At 70.4% G+C, this 19896-nt stretch carries 18 protein-coding genes and 1 pseudogene; 4 read left to right on the top strand and 15 right to left on the bottom strand.

All coding sequences use genetic code 11. From position 1 onward, the window contains the following. Positions 1–50 precede the first annotated feature (50 nt). The 7 genes from AC5Y5B_RS25020 to AC5Y5B_RS24990 form a co-directional block, all read right to left on the bottom strand. A complete protein-coding gene (locus tag AC5Y5B_RS25020) occupies positions 51–1727 on the bottom strand; it encodes a ribonuclease J (protein ID WP_500007325.1) in 1677 nt (558 codons plus the stop codon). Between the two features lie 19 nt (positions 1728–1746). Then, positions 1747–2649, bottom strand: a complete 903-nt coding sequence (gene dapA, locus AC5Y5B_RS25015) for a 4-hydroxy-tetrahydrodipicolinate synthase (RefSeq protein ID WP_112633777.1) — start codon at positions 2647–2649, stop codon at positions 1747–1749. 70 nt (positions 2650–2719) lie between these two features. After that, positions 2720–3472, bottom strand: a complete 753-nt coding sequence (thyX, locus tag AC5Y5B_RS25010; protein ID WP_112633789.1) for an FAD-dependent thymidylate synthase — start codon at positions 3470–3472, stop codon at positions 2720–2722. 154 nt (positions 3473–3626) lie between these two features. Next, positions 3627–4877 (bottom strand): winged helix-turn-helix domain-containing protein, encoded by a 1251-nt coding sequence (locus tag AC5Y5B_RS25005; RefSeq protein WP_500007320.1) that lies wholly within the window; start codon positions 4875–4877, stop codon positions 3627–3629. A gap of 26 nt (positions 4878–4903) precedes the next feature. Further along, a complete protein-coding gene (locus AC5Y5B_RS25000; RefSeq protein ID WP_500007318.1) occupies positions 4904–5638 on the bottom strand; it encodes a cell division protein DivIVA in 735 nt (244 codons plus the stop codon). 75 nt (positions 5639–5713) lie between these two features. After that, positions 5714–6238: a dihydrofolate reductase gene (locus tag AC5Y5B_RS24995; protein WP_112633774.1), complete on the bottom strand. Its 525-nt coding sequence runs from the start codon at positions 6236–6238 to the stop codon at positions 5714–5716. Continuing rightward, a complete protein-coding gene (locus tag AC5Y5B_RS24990) occupies positions 6235–7035 on the bottom strand; it encodes a thymidylate synthase (protein ID WP_112633773.1) in 801 nt (266 codons plus the stop codon). Before AC5Y5B_RS24990 ends, AC5Y5B_RS24995 begins: the two co-directional genes overlap by 4 nt. A gap of 42 nt (positions 7036–7077) precedes the next feature. Between AC5Y5B_RS24990 and AC5Y5B_RS24985 the strand changes: the two genes are divergently transcribed. Then, positions 7078–7827 (top strand): dienelactone hydrolase family protein, encoded by a 750-nt coding sequence (locus tag AC5Y5B_RS24985; RefSeq protein WP_112633772.1) that lies wholly within the window; start codon positions 7078–7080, stop codon positions 7825–7827. Here AC5Y5B_RS24985 and AC5Y5B_RS24980 read toward each other — a convergent pair. The 4 genes from AC5Y5B_RS24980 to AC5Y5B_RS24965 form a co-directional block, all read right to left on the bottom strand. After that, complete coding sequence (locus tag AC5Y5B_RS24980; RefSeq protein WP_112633771.1) at positions 7816–9033, bottom strand: glycosyltransferase; 1218 nt, start codon at positions 9031–9033, stop codon at positions 7816–7818. The two genes, AC5Y5B_RS24985 and AC5Y5B_RS24980, sit on opposite strands and share 12 nt — an antisense overlap. Positions 9034–9229: 196 nt before the next feature. Continuing rightward, entirely contained in the window at positions 9230–10333 is a 1104-nt protein-coding gene (locus tag AC5Y5B_RS24975) for an acyl-CoA dehydrogenase family protein (protein ID WP_112633770.1), read from the bottom strand. Next, complete coding sequence (locus AC5Y5B_RS24970) at positions 10330–11520, bottom strand: acyl-CoA dehydrogenase family protein (protein WP_500007314.1); 1191 nt, start codon at positions 11518–11520, stop codon at positions 10330–10332. The genes AC5Y5B_RS24975 and AC5Y5B_RS24970 overlap by 4 nt, the downstream gene beginning before the upstream one ends. Further along, positions 11517–12299, bottom strand: coding sequence for an SDR family oxidoreductase (locus tag AC5Y5B_RS24965; protein ID WP_500007311.1), 783 nt, complete (start codon positions 12297–12299; stop codon positions 11517–11519). Before AC5Y5B_RS24965 ends, AC5Y5B_RS24970 begins: the two co-directional genes overlap by 4 nt. A 133-nt stretch (positions 12300–12432) precedes the next feature. Here AC5Y5B_RS24965 and AC5Y5B_RS24960 point away from each other — a divergent pair, with 133 nt between their 5' ends. Next, a complete protein-coding gene (locus AC5Y5B_RS24960; protein WP_500007308.1) occupies positions 12433–12762 on the top strand; it encodes a PE-PGRS family protein in 330 nt (109 codons plus the stop codon). A gap of 12 nt (positions 12763–12774) precedes the next feature. On the opposite strand, the pseudogene AC5Y5B_RS24955 reads toward AC5Y5B_RS24960, so the two are convergent. After that, positions 12775–16025, bottom strand: a pseudogene (locus tag AC5Y5B_RS24955) (acetyl-CoA carboxylase family protein). Then, positions 16022–17554 carry a class I adenylate-forming enzyme family protein gene (locus tag AC5Y5B_RS24950; protein ID WP_500007305.1) on the bottom strand — a complete coding sequence of 511 codons (1533 nt, stop codon included), beginning with the start codon at positions 17552–17554 and terminating at the stop codon, positions 16022–16024. The pseudogene AC5Y5B_RS24955 and the gene AC5Y5B_RS24950 overlap by 4 nt, the downstream one beginning before the upstream one ends. A gap of 39 nt (positions 17555–17593) precedes the next feature. On the opposite strand from AC5Y5B_RS24950, the gene AC5Y5B_RS24945 reads away from it, so the two are divergent. Together AC5Y5B_RS24945 and AC5Y5B_RS24940 are read left to right on the top strand one after the other, a co-directional pair. Further along, positions 17594–18427 carry a thioesterase family protein gene (locus AC5Y5B_RS24945; RefSeq protein WP_500007303.1) on the top strand — a complete coding sequence of 278 codons (834 nt, stop codon included), beginning with the start codon at positions 17594–17596 and terminating at the stop codon, positions 18425–18427. Between the two features lie 45 nt (positions 18428–18472). Beyond that, positions 18473–18970: a hypothetical protein gene (locus AC5Y5B_RS24940; RefSeq protein ID WP_500007301.1), complete on the top strand. Its 498-nt coding sequence runs from the start codon at positions 18473–18475 to the stop codon at positions 18968–18970. Here AC5Y5B_RS24940 and AC5Y5B_RS24935 read toward each other — a convergent pair. After that, entirely contained in the window at positions 18967–19368 is a 402-nt protein-coding gene (locus tag AC5Y5B_RS24935; RefSeq protein ID WP_500007331.1) for a flavodoxin family protein, read from the bottom strand. The two genes, AC5Y5B_RS24940 and AC5Y5B_RS24935, sit on opposite strands and share 4 nt — an antisense overlap. Positions 19369–19430: 62 nt before the next feature. Further along, positions 19431–19886, bottom strand: coding sequence for a tetratricopeptide repeat protein (locus AC5Y5B_RS24930; RefSeq protein WP_500007299.1), 456 nt, complete (start codon positions 19884–19886; stop codon positions 19431–19433). Between the last annotated feature and the right edge of the window lie 10 nt (positions 19887–19896).

Raw genomic sequence — 19896 nt, 5'->3', positions numbered from 1 at the left:
CGGTCATCGCCGCAATGGTTTAAGTTTCGCGGCCCAGGGACCGAGAAGATCTAGACCTCGATGACCGTCGGCACGATCATCGGTTGCCGGCGGTAGGTTTCGCCCACCCACTTGCCGACGGTGCGCCGCACGCCCTGGGCGATGCGGCCCGGATCGGTGATGTTCTCGGCCGCCAGCGCTTCCAGTTCGGCCTCGACCCTGCGCACGGCGGGCTCGAGCGCCTTGGGATCCTCGGAGAACCCGCGCGAATGCAGGTGTGGCGGCACGACGGGACGCCCGGTGCCGCGGGCGACCACCACGGTCACCGCCACGAAGCCCGACGACAAAATGAGCCGCTCGCCCAGGGTGATGTCGCCGACGTCGCCGTTGATCAGGCCGTCGACGAACATCTTGCCCACCGGCACCGCCCCGGCGATGGAGGCCTTGCCCGCGACCAGGTCGACGCTCACACCGTTCTCGGCCAGCAGGATCGACTCCTCCGGCACGCCGGTGCGGGCCGCGAGTTTGGAGTTCGCGCGCAGCATGCGCCACGTCCCGTGCACGGGCATGACGTGGCGCGGCCGAATCCCGTTGTACAGGAACAACAATTCCCCGGCGTAGGCGTGTCCCGAAACATGGACGCGCGCTTGGGCGTTGGTGACGACGCGGGCCCCGATCTTGGCCAGCTCGTCGATGACACCGTAGACCGCTTCCTCGTTGCCCGGGATCAGCGACGACGCCAGCACCACCAAATCCCCGGCGGTCAGGGTGATGCTGCGGTGCTCGCCGCGCGACATGCGCGACAACGCCGACATCGGTTCACCCTGGGTGCCGGTGGTGATCAGCACCACCTTCTCGGGCGGCATCATCTCGGCGGCGCCGATGTCGATCACGTCCGAATCGGCCACCCGCAAGAATCCCAGTTCCCGGGCGATGCCCATGTTGCGCACCATGGATCGACCGACGAACGACACCCGCCGGCCCAAAGCGACTGCGGCGTCGATGATTTGCTGCACACGGTCGACGTTGGAGGCGAAGCACGCCACGATGACGCGGCCTTCGGCGCCGCGGATCAGCCTGTGCAACGTCGGGCCCACTTCGCTTTCCGACGGCCCGACGCCGGGGTGCTCGGCGTTGGTCGAGTCGCACAGGAACAGGTCCACCCCGGCGTCACCGAGGCGGGACATGCCGGGCAGGTCGGTCGGCCGGCCGTCCAGGGGAAGCTGGTCGAGCTTGATGTCGCCGGTGTGCAGAACCGTTCCGGCACCGGTGTGTACGGCGATCGCCAGCGCGTCGGGGATGGAGTGGTTGACGGCGAAGTATTGGCATTCGAAGACGCCGTGACTGCTCTTCTGGCCCTCGGCCACCTCGACGAACACCGGCTTGAGGCGATGCTCGCGGCACTTCGCGGCGACCAGCGCCAGCGTGAACTTCGACCCGACGACCGGAATGTCGGGGCGCAACTTGAGCAGGAAGGGAATGCCGCCGATGTGGTCCTCGTGGGCGTGGGTCAGCACCAACGCCTCGATGTCGTCGAGCCGGTCTTCGATGTGGCGCAGGTCCGGCAGGATCAGGTCGACACCGGGCTCGTCGTGGGTGGGGAACATCACCCCGCAGTCGATGATCAACAACCGGCCCAAGTGCTCGAAAACGGTCATGTTGCGACCGATTTCGCTGATGCCGCCAAGAGCGGTGACCCGCAACCCTCCCGTGGCCAAAGGGCCGGGCGGGGCGAGGTCTACATCCACTTCTCGGAAACTCCTCGGGTCAGCGCAGCACCGACGCCGCGCGCATATCGGCGGCCAACGCGTCGAGTTGTTCTGGCGTCGCGGGCATTTGGGGCAACCGCGGATCGCCCACGTCGATGCCCTGCAGGCGCAGGCCGGCCTTGGACATGGTCACCCCGCCCAGGCGGGCCATCGCGTCGCACAGCGGGGCGACGGTGGCGTTGATCTTGCGGGCGGTGCCGATGTCCCCGGAGCTGAAGGCGGACAACATCTCCCGAAGCTGTCCCGCCGCCACGTGAGAAATCACGCTGATGAAACCGGTGGCGCCCATGGCCAGCCACGGCAGGTTCAGCGCGTCGTCGCCCGAGTAGTAGGCCAGGCCCGTCTCGGCGATGATCTGGCCCCCGCTGTGCAGGTCGGCCTTCGCGTCCTTGATTCCGACGATGTTCGGGTGGGCGGCCAGCGCGCGGATGGTGTCGGGCTGGATCGGGATCACCGAACGCGGCGGAATGTCGTACAGCAGGACCGGCAGCTCGGTCGCGTCGGCGACGGCGGTGAAGTGGGCGATGAGCCCGCTCTGGGGCGGCTTGGAGTAGTACGGCGTGACCACCAGCAGCCCGTGGGCACCCTCGGCCGCGCACGCCTTGGCCAGCCCGACGCTGTGCGCGGTGTCATAGGTGCCCGCACCGGCGATGACGCGCGCGCGGTCGCCGACGGCCTCCAGCACGGCGCGCAGCAGCTCTCGCTTCTCGTCGTCGGTGGTGGTCGGGGACTCGCCGGTGGTGCCGGAGATCACCAGGCCGTCACAGCCCGCGTCGATCAGGTGGGTGGCCAGCTGGGCGGCCGCGGCGGTGTCGACGGAGCCGTCGGGTCGAAACGGTGTGACCATCGCGGTCAGCACGGTTCCCAACCGGGCTGGGGCGTCGAATCCGGCCGTGCTCACGGTGTTCAGGTTACCTGGCCCCGGCAAGGTATTTAGCACCCACGTGGCCGCGCCGTGGCGCGGCTTGGCGTCAGGCTTCGGTCGCGAGCGGGCTGGTCGCGACCTGCGTGCCGTCCGCCAGGGTGGAGATCTCGAAGTCGGCGAACACGGCGGGCGCCACCCCCGACAGCTGACGCAGGCATTCGATGGCCAGCCGACGGATTTCCACGTCGGCGTGCTCGCTGGCGCGCATCGCGATGAAGTGGCGCCACGCCCGGTAGTTGCCGGTCACGACGATGCGGGTTTCGGTCGCGTTGGGCAGCACGGCGCGGGCGGCCTGGCGGGCCTGCTTGCGCCGCAAGACGGCGCTGGGCTGATCGGCGAACTTGGCTTCCAGCTTGGTCAGCAGCTCGGTGTAGGTGGCACGGCTGGCGTCGGCGGCCGCGGCCAGGATGCGCTGCAGTTCCGGATCGTCGTCCAGGCCCGGCGGCACGACGACGTGCGAGTCCTTCTCCGGGACGTAGCGCTGCGACAGCTGCGAATACGAGAAGTGGCGATGCCGGATCAGCTCGTGGGTGCACGATCGCGAGATCCCCGTGACGTAGAAGGACACGCTCGCGTGTTCGAGCACCGAAAAATGCCCGACGTCGATGATGTGCTTGATGTAGCCGGCGTTCGTCGCGGTCTTGGGGTTGGGTTTCGACCAGCTCTGGTAGCAGGCCCGGCCGGCGAACTCGACCAGCGCGGGGCCGCCGTCGGCGTCGGTGTCCCACGGCACGTCCGGGGGCGCCAAGAAGTCGGTCTTGGCGATCAGTTGCACGCGCAGCGGCGCGATCTCGGCCACGGCGCTCACCTTAGCCCGGCGACGATGCGCGCCACGGAGTGGCGCGAGGAGAAGCGGGGCAATCCGCCTTAGCCCGGCGACGATGCGCGCCACGGAGTGGCGCGAGGAGAAGCGGGGCAATCCGCCTTAGCCCCGCGACGATGCGCGTCCGCCATCAGCTGACCCGCTTGGCCGCCGTGCGCAGCTCGCCGGACAGGTCACCGCGGCCGGCGACGCTGAATCCGCCCAGGCCCAGCCACGCCGCCATGGACCCAAGCTCACCGGCCAGCGCCGCGGCGACGCGGTTCCTGGGCGCATCCGGTTCGCCGAACGCGCCGAGGACCCGCAGCGTGTTGGCGGCGCGGTCGGCCTTGAGGTCGACCCGCGCCACCAGGCGCCCGTCCATGAGCAGCGGCCACACGTAATAACCGTATTGGCGCTTGGCGGCCGGCGTGTAAATCTCGATGCGGTAATGGAATTCGAACAACCGCTCGACGCGCGGGCGGAAGAAGATCAGCGGATCGAACGGGCACAACAGCGCGGTGCCGCGGTCGGCGCGGGGCACCGCGCGGCCCGCCCGCAGGTAGGCCGGCGCCGACCAGCCGTCGACGTCGACGCGTTCGAGGTCACCGGCGCTGACCAGCGCGGCGATCGCCGGCTTGACCTGGGCGGCCGACAGCCGAAAGTAGTCGCGGAGGTCGGCCTCGGTGCCGACACCGAGCGCGGTGGCCGCCCGCAGCGTGAGCTCGCGGATCGCCTCGTCGTCGTCGACCTCGCGGGCCAGCACGCGGGCCGGCAGCACCCGTTCCACCAGGTCGTAGTGGCGTGCGAAGCCCACCCGGGTGGCGGTGGTCAGCACCCCGGCGGAGAACAGCGCCTCGGCCACCCATTTGGTGTCGCTGCGCGTCCACCAGGTGCCCTTTTTACGGCGCGGCTCGGCGTCCAGGTGCGCCTCGATCTGGCCCGCCGTGCTGGGCCCGAGCTCGGCGATGGCGGCCACGATCTCGTCGGCCAGCCGCGGGTTGGCCTTCACGATGTGGGTGCCCCACCGCCCGTGCCGGTACTGGCGCATCCGCCAGCGCAACAGCGGCCAGTCCTCGACCGCCATCAGCGCCGCCTCGTGGGCCCAGTATTCGGCCAGCAACCGCGACGAACGCGGGCCCCAGGCGGCGCGGTCGAGCACGTCACGGTCGTAGGGGCCGAGCCGGCTGAACACCGGCGCGTAATGCGCCCGCACCGCCACCGAGACCGAATCCAGTTGCAGCACTTGAATTCTGGAGATCAGCCGCTTCAGGTGCGCACGGGTGATTCCCCCGGCGGGCCGGGGCTCGGTAAAACCTTGGGCCGCAACGGCTATCCGGCGGGCTTGGGCGGCCGATAGCCTGGGGGTCGACACGGCGCCGAGAATACCTCTTGGGTGCGACAACCCCTGGCGGCGGCGCCAGCGGAAACTCAGCCCGCGCGGACCTTGCGGTCCAGCGGTTTCAGGACGGCTTCCTCGCTCGAACCGTCTTGTTCGGCGTAGGCCGCCTCGAGGGCCTTGGGCACCTCGTCGAGGTCGTGGTACACGCCCATCAGCTGCTCGAGGATCTTGATGCGCCGCGCCGTCGCCTCGTCCACCGCGCGCTGCGCCTTCTCCCGGTAGTGGTCGGCGCCCTTCTTGGCGTCGCCCAGGAGTTGCTCGCACTCGCGTTCGGCCTCCTGGCGCGCCTTCTGGATCGCCGATTCGGTCTCCGCGCGCATGCCGGCCAGCTCGGCGTCGAGCTTCTGCTTGGTCTCCGCGTATTCGGCTTCCAGGGCTTTTTGCTGCGCGGCCATGTCGGCGAGCACCTCGTCGCGCTTGCGTTCCGCGGCTTCGGCCTCGGCCTCGGCCGCCGCGATCAGCGCATCCGCTTCGGCCCGCGCCTCGGCCTGCATCTCGGCCACCTCGTCGACCGCGCGGCTGAGCATCTTCGCCATCCGCTGCTGCACCGCCTGCGGCGCGGGCGAGGTGTCCGTGAGCACGGCCACCTCCTTGCGCAGCGCGGCCGTTTGATCGGCGGATTCCTGCAACCGGGCCCGTAGGCTCTCGACGTCGTCAAGCAGCAGCTGCTGCTTGGTGGTCAGCATCTCGATGTGGGCATCAACCGCGGCCGCGTCGTAGCCCATGAATTTTCGAGAGAACGTCTTCACGGGTTCGGTTATCACTGCCAAATTCCCCCTTCTCTCTTCGAACGCCTGGTTGACCCTGTGCGACCGACCCCCGCGTCCGAGTATGTCAGGTCAGCCCGCGGGCGCGAACGGGTGCGCAGCGGGCCGCAGATAGCTGTGGAAGCGATACCGCAGCCCCGAGCGGCTGGCCAGCCACTCCCCCGTCTCACCGACCCAGGTGTCGTCCAGCGTCGGCGCCAGGGCGTCGTCGTCATCGCGGCGCAAATCGATTTCGATCTCGGTGACCTCGCAGCGGGTGGCGTGCGGCAGCGCCAGCAGATAGATCTGCTCGCCGCCGATCACCCACGTCTGCGGTTCGCCCTCGCCCTCGGCCAGCGCCGCCTCCAGGGATCCGACCACCCGCGCCCCGTCGGCGACGAAGCCGGTGTCGCGGGACAGGACGACGTTGCGGCGCCCGGGCAGGGGGCGCACCTTCGCCGGTAACGACTCCCACGTCCGCCGGCCCATGACCACCGGGCGGCCCATGGTCACCTCTTTGAACCGGGAGAGGTCTTCGGGCACGTTCCAGGGGATGTCCCCACCGCGCCCGATGACGCCGGAGGTCGACTGAGCCCACACCAGGCCCACCTCGGTCATACGGCGACGGGGGCTTTGATCGCCGGGTGCGGATCGTAATTCTTGACGACGACATCCTCGTAGACGTAGTCGAAGATCGAATCTCGTTGCGCCAGAACGAGTTCTGGGTATGGTCGGGCATCGCGGCTCAGCTGCAGGCGCACCTGTTCGACGTGGTTGTCGTAGATGTGGCAGTCCCCGCCCGTCCACACGAACTCGCCGACCGCCAGGCCGGCCTGCGCGGCCATCATGTGCGTCAGCAGCGCGTAGCTGGCGATGTTGAACGGCACGCCCAAAAACAGGTCGGCGCTGCGCTGGTAGAGCTGGCAGCTCAGCCTCCCGTCGGCCACGTAGAACTGGAAGAACGCGTGGCACGGCGGCAGCGCCATCTGCGGGATTTCGCCGACGTTCCACGCCGACACGATGATGCGCCGCGAGTCGGGGTCGGTGCGCAGCAGTTCCAGGGCGGCGCTGATCTGGTCGATGTGCTCACCCGAGGGCGTCGGCCACGATCTCCACTGCACACCGTAGATCGGCCCGAGCTCGCCTGTGTCGCTTGCCCATTCGTCCCAGATGGTGACCCCGTGCTCGTGCAGCCAGCCGACGTTGGAATCGCCGCGCAGGAACCACAGCAGTTCGTAGATCACCGATTTCAGGTGCACCTTTTTGGTGGTGAGCAGCGGGAAACCGGCCGACAGGTCATAGCGCAGCTGCTGACCGAACAGGCTGCGGGTCCCGGTGCCGGTGCGGTCGGATTTGGCCGTTCCCTGCTCGAGCACCAGGCGAAGCAAGTCCTCGTAGGGGGTCGGGATCGGCACGCCGCAAGAATACGTCTACGCGCGCGGAGTAGAACGGGTGCCATGCCGAACATCATCGACGTCGTCACCACACCCGATGGCACCTGCACGGTGCACCTGTTCACCCCCGACGGCCCCGAATCGCAAGTCCCCTGGCCCGGGGTGGTCATGTATCCCGACGCCGGCGGCGTGCGCGACACCTTCGAACAGATGGCCGCCAAGCTGGCCGAGTTCGGTTACGCGGTGCTGCTGCCGGATGTCTACTACCGCACCGCGGACTGGGCGCCGTTCGACATGGCGACGGCCTTCAGCGACAAGAAGGAACGCGGGCGCCTGTTCTCGATGATCGGCAGCGTCACCCCGGACCGGATGGCCGCGGACGCGAGCGCGTTCTTCGACTATCTGGCCGCCCGCCCCGAGGTGGCCGGCGAGCGGTTCGGGGTGTGCGGGTACTGCATGGGCGGCCGCACGTCGCTCATGGTGGCCGGCCGGGTGCCCGACCGGGTGGCCGCGGCGGCGTCGTTCCACGGCGGCGGCTTGGTGACCGACACCGAGGACAGCCCGCACCTGCTCGCCGACCGGATGAGCGCCACGGTGTACGTGGGCGGCGCCCGCAACGACGCGTCGTTCACCGCCGATCACGCCGAGCAGCTCGACAAGGCGCTGACGGCGGCCGGCGTCGAGCACACCATCGAGTGGTATTCGGCCGGGCACGGATTCGCGGTCCCGGACAACGCGCCCTATGACCCCGCGGCGGCCGAGCGGCATTGGGAGGCGATGACGGAGGTGTTCGCCTCGGCGCTACCGCGGTAGCGCCGCCCGCAGCACCGTCGCGGCCACGGCCGCCCCGTCCGTGCGGATCGTCGCCGCCACCGAGCGCGCCCGCGCCCGGGTCCGTTCGGTCAGCACCGCCTCGAGCGCGGCCGACAGAGACTCGGTGGTCGGAACCGGACCGTCATGGGCGGCGCCGATGGCCAGATCGCGCACCCGGGCCGCCCAATAGGGCTGATCGGCCCCCTGGGGCACCACCACCTGCGGCGCGCCCGCCCGCGCGGCCGTCGCGGTGGTTCCCGCCCCGCCGTGGTGCACGACGGCGGCCACCCGCGCGAACAGCGCCTGGTGGTTGACCTCGCCGATGGCGAGGCAATCGTCGCCGTCGTCGATCGGGCCCAGCTGCGCCCAGCCGCGGGACAGCACCACGCGGAGGCCCTGGGCGCGGACCGCCTCGATGGCGACCCGGGCGACGTCGTCGGAGGCGCGCATGGGCATGCTGCCGAAGCCCACATAGACCGGCGGTGCGCCCGCGTCCAGGAACGCCAGCAGCTCGCCCGGCAACGGCCGCTCGTCGGGCAGCAGCCACGCGCCGGTTCGAACCACCTCGAGGTCGCTGGGCTGACGCCAGGGGTCGAGGACCGGATCGGTCGCCAGCCACGGGGACTCGGTGAGCGCGTAGTCGCGCAGGTCGTCCAGCGGCGCCAGCCCGATCGACGCCCGGTGAGCGTTGAGCGTCGCGCCGAACAGCTCCTGCAGGTGCCGGCCATCGAGTTGCCACAGCACCCGGTTGTCGACCACGCCCGGCGGGAAGGGACCGTGCGCGTAGGCGGGCGGGGGGTGGTGCGGCGACGGCAGGATGGTGGGCTGGTAGCTGGCGTAGACGTAGTGGATCCCCAGCCTGTCGGCCACCGATCGGGCGGCGGCCGCCGCCGGCGGGAACCCGGCCACCACCAGCGCGTCGCAGCCTTGGGCCGCGGCGGCCACGGCGTCGAATTGCGCGGCGATCAACGCGTCCAGTTGCCCGCGCAGCTCCGCCTCCGACGGCAGCGGCCCGGTCTTCATCGCCCGCAGTGATGCGCCGAAGGGCGCCAGCGGCACGCCGGCACGGGCCAGCAGCTCGACGAATTCCGTGTCCGGCGGCGCGCTGACCCGCGCGTCGACGCCGAGCGCCCGCAATTGGACCGCGAGCGCGGCAAGCGGCTCGACCCCTCCGCGCGAGTCGTACGCCGTCAGCAACACTCGCATCGCACCGCTCCCACTTCCACCCGCGTGGTCGCAGAACTTTATCGTCGCCCACCGGCCCGGCCGGGAACCGCGGGCCGGCCATCGGGGATGCCGCCGCGGAATGGCCTGGCTGCGCCGGCATTTGCCGGCCCGCGCGTAAAAATCACCGCGAGCCCAGGCATGGCGCGAGCGTGCGCGCCGCGTGGCCGGCTGACCGTCAGAACGCGGGCAGGTCCACCAATTCGGCCAGGCGGGCGCGGTGACGGTAGGCGGTGCCGAATGCCAACTGGTCGCTCTTGGCTCGCTTGAGGTAGAGGTGTGCCGGATATTCCCAGGTCATGCCGATGCCGCCGTGTAATTGGATGCATTCCTCGGCGGCATGCACGGCGATGTCGCTGCAGTAGGCCTGGGCGATGGCCGCCGCGGCGTCCGCGTCCGCGCCGTCGCGGGCGCAGGTGTCGGCGGCGTAGCGGGCCGCGGCGGTCGCCGCGCCGATCTCGAACCACAGGTCCGCCAACCGGTGCTTGATCGCCTGGTAGGAGCCGATCGTGCGGCCGAACTGCCGGCGTTGCCGGACGTATTCCAGCGTGGTCTCGAAGCACCACTGGGCGACCCCGAGTTGCTCGGACGCCAGCAGCGCCGCCCCGGTCCGGATGGCGTCGGTGACGGGCCCGTCGCCCACCCCTGCGCGCGACGACGGCGTCCCCGAAAACGACACGGTGGCAAGGGGTCTGGTCATGTCGAGCGCGAGCAGCGGGGAAACCTGCACGCCCGCCGCGGCGCGGGCGACGGTGTGCAGCTCGAGCCCGCCGGGCGCGGCGACCGGAACCACCAGCACGTCGGCGGCGTCGGCGCCGGCGACACTGGTGACCGATCCGCTCAGCCCGTCGGAGTCGCCACTGACCAGCGGGACCGGATCGCCCGGCGCGCTCGACAACGGCACCACCAGCGCCGCCGTCAGCTCGCCCTGGGCCAGCGCCGACACCGTCTCGGTGTCACCGGCCCGCAGCAGCGCGAGGGTGGCCAGGACCGCGCTGGACACAAACGGCACCGGAGCGACGGCCCGGCCGATCTCCTCCATGACCACGGCGGCCTCGCGGGCGGTCGCACCGGCGCCGCCCAGCGACTCCGGCACCAGCAGGCCGGCCACGCCCAGTTCGGTGGCCAGCGTGCGCCACACATCCGAAAAGTCTTGTGGCTCTGCGTTATACGCCAGCGCCACTCGTTCGGGCGGGCACCGCTCGGCGAACAGCTGGCGCACGCCGGCCCGTAACGCCTCCTCGGTGTCGGAGTACAGCAGGTCGGCGGTGTGCGCGCTCATCGAGGCAGATCCTTCCAGGCGACGTCCTTGTCGACACGATGCTCACCCGGCAGGCCCAGGATGCGCTCGGAAATGGTGTTGCGCAGGATTTCCGAGGTGCCGCCCTCGATCGAGTTGCCGCGCGCCCGCAGGTAGCGGTATCCGGGCCCGCGGCCGGTCAGGTCGACCGTCTCGGGCCTGCGCATGGTCCAGTCGTCGTAGCAGAGGCCCGATTCGCCGTGCAGTTCGATCTCGAAGCCCGAAATCGCTTGCGCCAGTTTGGCGAATGCCACCTTCATGCCGGCACCCTCCGGGCCCGGCTGACCGGTGGCGGCCTGTTGCCGCAGGCGTTCGCCGGCGAGCCGGAGGACCTCGGCCTCCACCCACAGCCGCATCAGCTGATCGTGCATGGCGAGGTTGCGCAGCGCCGGCTCGTCGCGCCAGGCGGCGGTGACCTTGCCGATATGACCGCCTTCCCGCGGCGCCCCGGCGCGGGATCCGATCGCCACCCGTTCGTTGTTGAGCGTGGTGGTCGCGACCCGCCAGCCGCCGCCCTCCGGGCCCAGCCGATTGGCGTCGGGCACCCGGACGTCGGTGAGGAACACCTCGTTGAATTCCGCCTCGCCGGTGATCTGGCGCAGCGGCCGGATCTCGACGCCGGGCTGCGTCATGTCGCACAGAAAGTAGGTCAGGCCGGCGTGTTTGGGCACGGCCGGATCGGTGCGGGCCACCAGGATGGCCATCTGCGCGTGCTGCGCTTGCGAGGTCCACACCTTCTGCCCGTTGACAATCCAGTCGTCGCCGTCGCGCACCGCGCGGGTCGACACCCCGGCCAGGTCCGATCCCGCGCCCGGCTCGCTGAACAGTTGGCAGTAGATCTGCTCACCGGTGAACAACGGGCGCAAGAACTTTCGTTTCTGTTCGTCGGTGCCGAACGCGGCGATGGTCGGCGCGGCCATGCCCATCCCGATGTAGTTCTTGGGCGTGCCGCCCACCGGCGCACCGGCGGCGGCCAACCGGGCATCAACGCGTTCCTGGGCGGTGCGCGGCAGGTCCAGCCCGCCGAAGCCGCGCGGCAGGTGGACCCAGGCCAGACCCGCATCGTATTGCGCGCCAAGGAAATCCCGCGGGTCGCTGGCCGTCGGATCGTGTTCGTCGAGCAGGGCCTGAACCCGCGCGTCCAGGTCGGCCGTATCGACGGCGGTCATCGACCGCCGCCCGGCGCGGACTGGAAGCCCTGCGCGGCGCCGAGCAGCAGGCCGCCGTCGATCACCATGGTCTCGCCGGTGATCCAGCTCGCCGCGTCGGACACCAGGAAGGCGACCGCCGCGGCCACGTCGACGGGCTCGCCGATGCGCCCGAGCGCGATCGACGAGGCCAGCGGGTCCTCGTGGTCCTTCCACAACGCCTCGGCGAGCTTGGTGCGCACCACCCCGGGCGCGATGGCGTTGACCCGCACGCGCGGCGAAAGCTCCAGCGCCAGTTGCTTGGTGACGTGGATTAGCGCGGCCTTGGTGGCGTTGTACATGCCCATCGCCGGCGATTGATGCAGGCCGCCGATGGAGGCCGTGTTGACGATCGCCCCGCCGTGCTCGCCCATCCACGACTTGACCACGAGCGAGGTCCACAACAGCGGGGCCCACAGGTTGACGTCGAAGATCTTGGTGAAACGGGCGTGATCCTGGTCGATCAGCGGACCGTAGGCCGGGTTGGTTCCGGCGTTGTTGACCAGGATGTCGACGCTGCCGAAGCGCTCCAGCGTGAGCTCCACGCAGCGCCGCGCGGCGTCCTCGTCGACCGCATGCGCGCCGACTCCCAGGGCCTGCTGCCCCACCTGGGCGGCGGCCTCGTCGGCGGCCTCCTGCTTGCGCGCGGTGAGGACCACGTTGGCCCCCGCCGCCGCCAGCTGCTGGGCGATCGAGAGCCCGATTCCGCGCGACGCGCCGGTGATGATCGCGGTGCGGCCGGTCAGATCTTGCGAGGTCATAGGGTCAGGCCTTCCGTCGCGGTGAGAGCCGCCGTGCGGCAGCGGAACTTCGTTTGGCGTCGAATTTTATTCGCGATGTTTTGGACCCGTGTTGAGGTGGTATGCCAGGCGCATGTTATCGAAATTGACACTGATGAAACCGCTGGTTGTCGCCGGGGCTGTCGCTGCGGCCATCGCCGCAGCGCCGACGGCCGCTGCTGACGTGTACGTCGCGGGACCAGCTGCCAACTCCGCCGCCCCGACCCACGTCATCTTCAAGGATGACCCGGGCGGCGGCGGCTGCGACGCCAACGGAAACTGCGGCTCGGGCGGCCAGTTCAACGGTCCGGGCGGCGGTCCGGGCGGTCAGGGTTGCGTCCCGGGCGTCGGCTGCGGCTCCGGCGGGCAGAACGCGGGTCCGGGCGGCGTGCCCGGCGGTACCGGATGTCTGCCCGGCGTCGGCTGCGGTTCCGGCCACGCCTGATCGATCGGCCCCTCAGCCGCCCGAGAGCCTGGTGATCCAGGCCCGGGAGGCTGCTGGGTCAATGACGTCGTCCAACTCGAACGTGGTGGCCGCCCGCAGCGCCTTGCCGTGTTCGTAGGCCGCGGCCACCAGGCGGTCGAACAGGGCTTGCCGCTCGGCCGGATCGTCGGCGGCCGCTAGCTCCTTGCTGAACCCGAGGCGCACAGCGCCTTCCAGCCCCATGCCGCCGATCTCGCCGGTGGGCCAGGCGATGGTGAACTGCGGCGCGCGGAACGAACCGCCGGCCATCGCCATCGCGCCCAGCCCATAACCCTTGCGCAGAATGATCATTCCCAGCGGCACCGTCAGCCGGGCACCCAGGACGAACATCCGGCCGAAACGGCGAACCGCCGCGTCCTTCTCCGCGTCCGGCCCCACCATGAACCCGGGCGTGTCGCACAGCGAGATCACCGGCAACCCGAACGATTCGCACAAGGCGAGGAAGTCGCCGGCCTTGTCGGCCGCCTCGGCGTCGATCGCGCCACCGAGGTGGTGGGTGCTGTTGGCGATCAGCCCGTACGGCACGCCCTCGACGCGGACCAGGGCGGTCACGATCCCCACGCCGTAGTCTGCCCGCAATTGAAGGACCGAGCCCACGTCGACGATCGACTCGATCGCCCGATGCACGTCGTACGCGCGTAATCGGTTCTGCGGCACCACCTGGCGGGCCAACCGCGGGTCGGGGGCGGTCCAGTCGCTCAGCGTGCCCTGAAAGTACGACAGGTATTGCTTGGCCAGGGCGACCGCGTGGGCCTCGTCGCGGGCGACCAGGCCGACCACCCCGTTGCGGCGCTGCACGCCGATCGGCCCGATCGCCTCGGGCGGATACACGCCCAGCCCGCCGCCCTCGATCATCGCCGGGCCGCCCATCCCGATGTTGGCGTCCGGCGTCGCGATGATCACGTCGCACACTCCGGCCAGCGCCGCGTTGCCGGCGAAGCAACGGCCCGACACGATCGACACCAGCGGCACCTCGCCGCGCAACGCCGCGAGCATCCGGAAGGTCGGCACGTCCAGACCGGCGGCGCCGCCGACGTCGGTATCGCCCGGTCGGCCGCCGCCGCCCTCGGCGAAGAGCACGACGGGCACGCGCTGTCGCGCGGCAAGATCGAACACGCGGTCGGTTTTGGCGTGGTTGCGCATGCCCTGCGTGCCGGCTAGCACCGTGTAGTCATAGGACACCACGACGGCCTGCGCCGCGGCCCGCCCGAACCGGTCCGCGCCGATGGTGGCCAGCCCGGCGACCAGGCCGTCGGCCGGGGTGTTGACGATCAGGTCCTCTTCCGAGCGGCGGCTGCGCTGGGCCGCGACGGCGAGCGCGCCGTATTCGACGAAGCTGTCGGGATCGACCAGATCGGCGATGTTCTCCCGCGCGGTGCGACGGCCCCGCTGGTGCCGCTTGGCAACGACGGCCGGGCGGCCCTCGTCGAGGGTCAGGGAATGCCGGTGCACGACCTCGTCGAGGTCGGCACGCGGTCGATCGAGATCCATTGCCGTCGAAGATGATTCGTCGTCGCCGGTGGGATCGGTGCGGGTGAAGACCAGCAGGGGATCTCCGGTCCCGACCACCTGGCCTGGTGTCACCAGGACCCGGACGGTCCGCAACGCGTCCGGCGCGACGAGCACGTGCTGCATCTTCATCGATTCCAGGACCACCAGCTGGCCCCCCGCCGGGTATTCGGCGCCCTCGGCGGCCACCTCGACCACGGTGCCGGCCAGCTGGGCACGCAGCGCATCCTCGCCGGGATAGAGCTCGATCGCCGCCGCCCGGGGTTCTTGCTGGTGCGACAGCGCGGCCCAGGCCAGCTCGGGGAGCTTCTCGTCGAGGAAACCGGTGCTGACCCAACCGGATTCGAGGCGATCATCGGCCAGCAGCTCGCGCAGGAACGCGATGTTCGTGTGCACGCCCTCGATGCTGAATTCGGCCAGCGCGGTGCGGGCCTTGCGCACCGCCGCCGGCCACGATGACCCGCGCTTGGCGGGCGATCCGTGGACTCCATGCACAAAGACGATGAGCTTGGCCAACAGCGAGTCGTACTGGGGGCTTATCACCAACCCCGCCGGCCATAGGTGTCGACGCGCACGCCGGGACCGCTGGGCGGGGAGAACACGGTGAGTGCGCCCGCGGAGGGCGCGACGGAGAAGTCGGGCCCGAAGGTCTCCGCGTTGACCCTGAGCTGAATGGCGACGCCGCGCCGCGCGGCCGGCTCGCCGATGACTTCGGTGCCGTCGGAGGCGATTCCGGACGGCAGCCCCAGCTGGTAGAAGGACGCGCCCCCGGCGATGGCGAGCTGCGCGGCCACCAGGTCGAGCCCGGTGGTTTCCTCGGTAACGGTGTGCTCGACCTGGATTCGCGGGTTGACCTCGAGGAACACGAAGTCTTCGCCGGTGACCAGGAATTCGACGGTGGCCAGCCCGCGCAGGCCGACGCGGGCGCACAGCCGCACCGCCGCCCGGTGCAGGGCCCGGCGCAGGTCATCCGAAATCCCTTGGGCGGGCGCGATTTCGACCAGCTTCTGGTAACGCCGCTGGATGCTGCAGTCGCGGTCGCCGACCGCGTGCGCGTGCGTCTGATGTCCGGCCGGCGCCGCCACCTGCACCTCGATGTGGCGGGCGTCGGTGAGCAGCGCCTCGGCGAACAGCGCGGGATCGCCGAATCCCAGTTGTGCTTCGGCGGCGCAGCGCCGGTAGGCGTCGTCGATCTGATCGGCGCTGTGCACCTTGCGCATTCCCCGGCCTCCGCCGCCGGCGAGGGCCTTGATCATGATGCCGCCGCCCTGGGCGGCGAAGAACGCCTTGACGTCCTCGACGCCGCTCGGGCCGTCGGTCGCGGGCAGCACGGGGACCCCGGCGGCGATCGCGGCGCCGCGCGCGGCGGTCTTGTTGCCCAACAGTTCGAGGACCCTGGCGTCGGGTCCGACAAATGTGTAGCCGCCGGCCGCGCAGGCGTCGGCGAATGCGGCGTTCTCACTGAGGAATCCGTAACCGGGATGAATCAGTTCGGCGCCGGAGCTTTTCGCCGCCGCCAGCATGGCGGCCTGGTCCAGATAGGCTCGTGGGCCGGTGCCCGGCAGGCCGATCGCCTCGTCGGCCGCATGCACGTGCGGGCTCTCGGCGTCGTCTTCGGCATAGACCGCGAGGGTGCGCATGCCCAATTCGGCTGCGGTGCGTATGATTCGCAGCGCGATCTCGCCGCGGTTGGCGACCAGCAGGCTCGCGCTCATCGCAGCGGCTCGCCCCACTGAACCTGCTCACGGAGTCTGGCCTTGAGCAGCTTGCCGCCGGCATTGCGCGGCAGCGCGGTGTCGACCACGGTGACGTATTGCGGCACTTTGTAATCGGCCAGCTGGGCGCGGCAGTGGTCGAGCACCGCCGGCACGTCGATCTCGTCGTCGCCGCCGAACAGCACCGCCCCGACCTTCTCCCCCATGACTTCGTCGGAAACCCCGAGCACGCAGGCGTCGGCCACGTGGGGCGCGGCCAGCAGCACGGCCTCCACCTCGACGCTGGAGACGTTCTCACCGCCGCGGTTGATGATGTCCTTGAGCCGGTCGACGATGTGCACCCGGCCCGCGTCGTCGACGCGCACCACGTCGCCGGTGTGCAGCCAGCCGTCCGCGAAGGTGGTGGCGGTGGCCTCGGGCCTGTTCCAGTAGCCGGTGGTCACGTTGGCGCCCCGCGCCACGAGCTCGCCCTCGCCGGGGTCGTCGCCGAACGGGATCACACCGAGGTCGACCGCGGGCACCGCGTACCCGACGGAGTCGGCGTGCTCGACGGCCTCGGCGGCGGGCAGCACTGTCATCAGCGATGCCGTCTCCGTCATGCCATAGCCGTTGAACACCGTGGCGTGGCCGAACGCGTTCTTCACCGACCGCACCAGCGACGGGGCGATCGGGGCGCCGCCGTATCCCACCCACCGCACGCCCGACGTGTCGAGTGCGGCAAATTCCTTGTGGCGCAACAACAGCGAATAGATCGCCGAGACCGTTACCAGGATCGAGATGCGCTCGGCGGTCAGCGTGGTGAGCAGCGCGTCCACGTTCAGCGCGGGCATGATCACCGACGCGCCACCGAGCCGGGCGGCGGTCAGAAGCTGGGTGTTGCAACCGGTCACGTGGAACAACGGCACCGAGATCAGCGTGCGCATCGCCTCGCCGAGGTCCCGCGGCTGTTGCAGGCAGCGGATCGCGTTCTCGGTGTTGGTCAGAAATGCCTCGTGCGTGGTCGGCACGCCCTTGGGGTGGCCGGTGGTACCCGAGGTGTAGAACAGCGCGGCCGTGTCGGCGTGGTCCAGTTGGTCGGTGACGTACGGGTGACCGTCGGGCAGCGGCGCGTCGGGCGCCAGATCCACCCGGGCCCCGGAGTCGGACAGGACGAACTCGACCTCCGGCCGCGCCGAGCGCGTATTGACCGCCACCGCAACGCCACCGGCCATCACGATGCCCCAGAAGGCCAGCGCCCAGTCGAGGCCGGCGGGGTAGCGCACCGCGACCCGGTCGCCGCGCCGCAGGCCGCCATCGCGCAGCCCGCCGGCGACTCGCGCCGCACCGTCCCAGAGCTGCCGGTAGGTCAGCCGGCCGCCGCCCAGCTCGACCAGGGCCTCGGCGTCCGGCCGCGCGTCGACGTGTTCGGCGAGCATGTCGAGCAGGGTGGCCGGGAGCGCATCGTAGCGCGGTATGCCGTCGGGGCCGCGGGACACACCGGTCATCGGGAACGGGTTGGCGCCGCGCGGAATTTCGATCACTGGAGGCATGCCCGGTCCTTACTATCCTGCTGCCCTATCGTGATAGCGGTGACGATCGAGGATTCCGCCATCATGCCCGAGGCGTTTTTCACTGTAGACGGCGACTCCTATGTTCCGGGTGCGATGACGCAAGGCCCGTGGGGCGCGGCGATGGGCGGCCAGATCGTCGGGGGGCTGTTGGGTTGGGGCATAGAGCGATCGGGCATTGATCCCGAGTTCCAGCCCGCCCGCCTGACCGTCGACCTGATCCGGCCGGCGCTGCTGCTGCCGGTGCAGATCCGGACCTCGGTCCAGCGGGAGGGCCGGCGGATCAGGCTGGTCGATGCCGCCCTGATTCAGCGCGACACCATCGTGGCCCGCGCCAGCGCGCTGTTCCTGCGCCGCGGCGAGCATCCCGAAGGCCAGGTGTGGTCGTTTCCGGTCGAAATGCCGCCGCTGCCGGCGTCCTACGACGGCTTTCCCACCGACATGCCGTTCCATATCTGGGGATACGGGGCGACGTTCGAAGGCAGCCCCGGCATCGCCGCCGGCGAGTGGGAGCAGTCCCATGCCCAGAAGTTCGCGTGGGCGAGGGTGTTTCGCCCGATGGTGCACGGCCACGCCCTGACGCCGTTCACCCGCCTGGCGTTCGTCGGCGACATCACCAGCTCGCTCACGCATTGGGGCACAAGCGGATTGCGGTACATCAACGCCGACTACACCGTCACGGCGAGCCGGCTGCCCGAGGGCGAATTCGTCGGGCTGGCCGCGCAGAGCCACTACGGCACGGCCGGTGTCGCCACCGGCGCCGCGACGCTGTTCGACCAGCACGGCCCGCTCGGCACCAGCTCCGCGCTGGCGGTGGCCCAGCCCGCCGGCGCGTTCCGGCCGACCCACACCTAGGCGGGCACCCTGGACTCGCGAGCCGTTTCGCGGGAGCCTTCAGTGGTGAACAAGCGCACAGCGAACAGCCGCCTCGCGGCCGCCGCCGTCTCCTTCCTCGGCTACACGGCGGTGATGCTCGTGCTGGAACGTCGTATGCGCCGCAGCGGCGGGCCGGGGATCATCGCATTCGAGTTGGCCGGCAGCGCGCCCCGAGCCGAAGACATCATGACCCGGTGGGGCAGCGATGGTCAACGCGCGGCGCGCCTGTCGCTGTGGCTCGACTTCGGCTACATGGCGACCTACGGCGTGTTGACGGCGCTACTGGTGGACCGCGCACGCCGGCGGCGTGGACACCCGGCTGTCGTGCCCGCCGCGGTGCTCATCGCCGTCGCCGGTGACGCGGTGGAGGGAGTCTCGCTGCTGAGGGTGTTGCGCCGGACACGCGTCGGTGTGCATGCCCGGCGCGCACGGGTCGCCGCGTCGATCAAGTTCGCCGTCCTGGTGGGGGCGGTGGGATACGCCGCGACCGGATCAGTCCGTCGGGAAACGGGCGTCGGCTAGTCCATCAACTGCGCGGCGACCGTCGCCCCCAGCTCCCAGCACGCTTGCAGCTCGTCCTTGCTCGGCTTGCCCGAAACCACCACGGTCGCAGCGGCTTTAGACCAGCCCAGCCCGGTGGTGATGGTATCGACGGCGCGCTCGGCGCCCTCGGTGCCCTCGTTGCCGTGCAGGTACAGTCCGAACGGCCGCCCGCGGGTGGAGTCGAGCAATTGGTAATAGGCGCAGTCGAATGCGTGCTTGAGGGCGCCCGAAATGTATCCGAGGTTCGCGGGGGTGCCCAGCAGGTAACCGTCCGCGGCCAGCATCTCGGCCGGCGACACCGTCAGCGCCGGGCGTCGCAGCACCTCCACGCCCTCGATGTCGGGGTCGGTGGCACCGGAGACCACCGCCTCGAACATCTCGTGGGTGTGCGGCGACGGCGTGTGGTGCACGATCAGCAGCGTCTTGCGCGGCGCTTCGCTCACCGGCGCCCCTGCAGGTCGACCGCGGTCTTCATCGCCTCGCGCGCGCGGCGACGATCCCCGGCGTAGTCATAGGCGCGGGCCAGCCGATACCAGCGCCGCCAGTCGTCGGGGTGATCCTGCACTTCCGTGCGTACCGCGGCGAACAGTTCGTCGGCCGCGTCGCGCTGGATGCGCCCCGACGGCCGGCGCGGCAGCGCGCTGGTGTCCAGTTCCATTCCGTCGGCGGCGATCAGCCTGGCCAGCTTCTGGTGCGCGAATCCGGCGCGCAGCGTGGCGATCATCGCCCACAGCCCGATCACGGGCAGGATCAACACCGCCACTCCGAGGCCGACGGCGGCGACCCGCCCGGAGCCGATCATCGCGACGGCCACCCGCCCCAACAGCACGAAGTACACCAACAGCGCGACGCACATGAAGGCGACGAGCAATTGGGTGCGCAGCGCTTTGGTCATGGCAGATTCA

The sequence above is a fragment of the Mycobacterium sp. NGS33 genome (assembly GCF_059812885.1).
The sequence above is the reverse complement of the archived record's forward strand: the minus strand, read 5'-3'. Positions and strand labels throughout refer to the sequence as shown.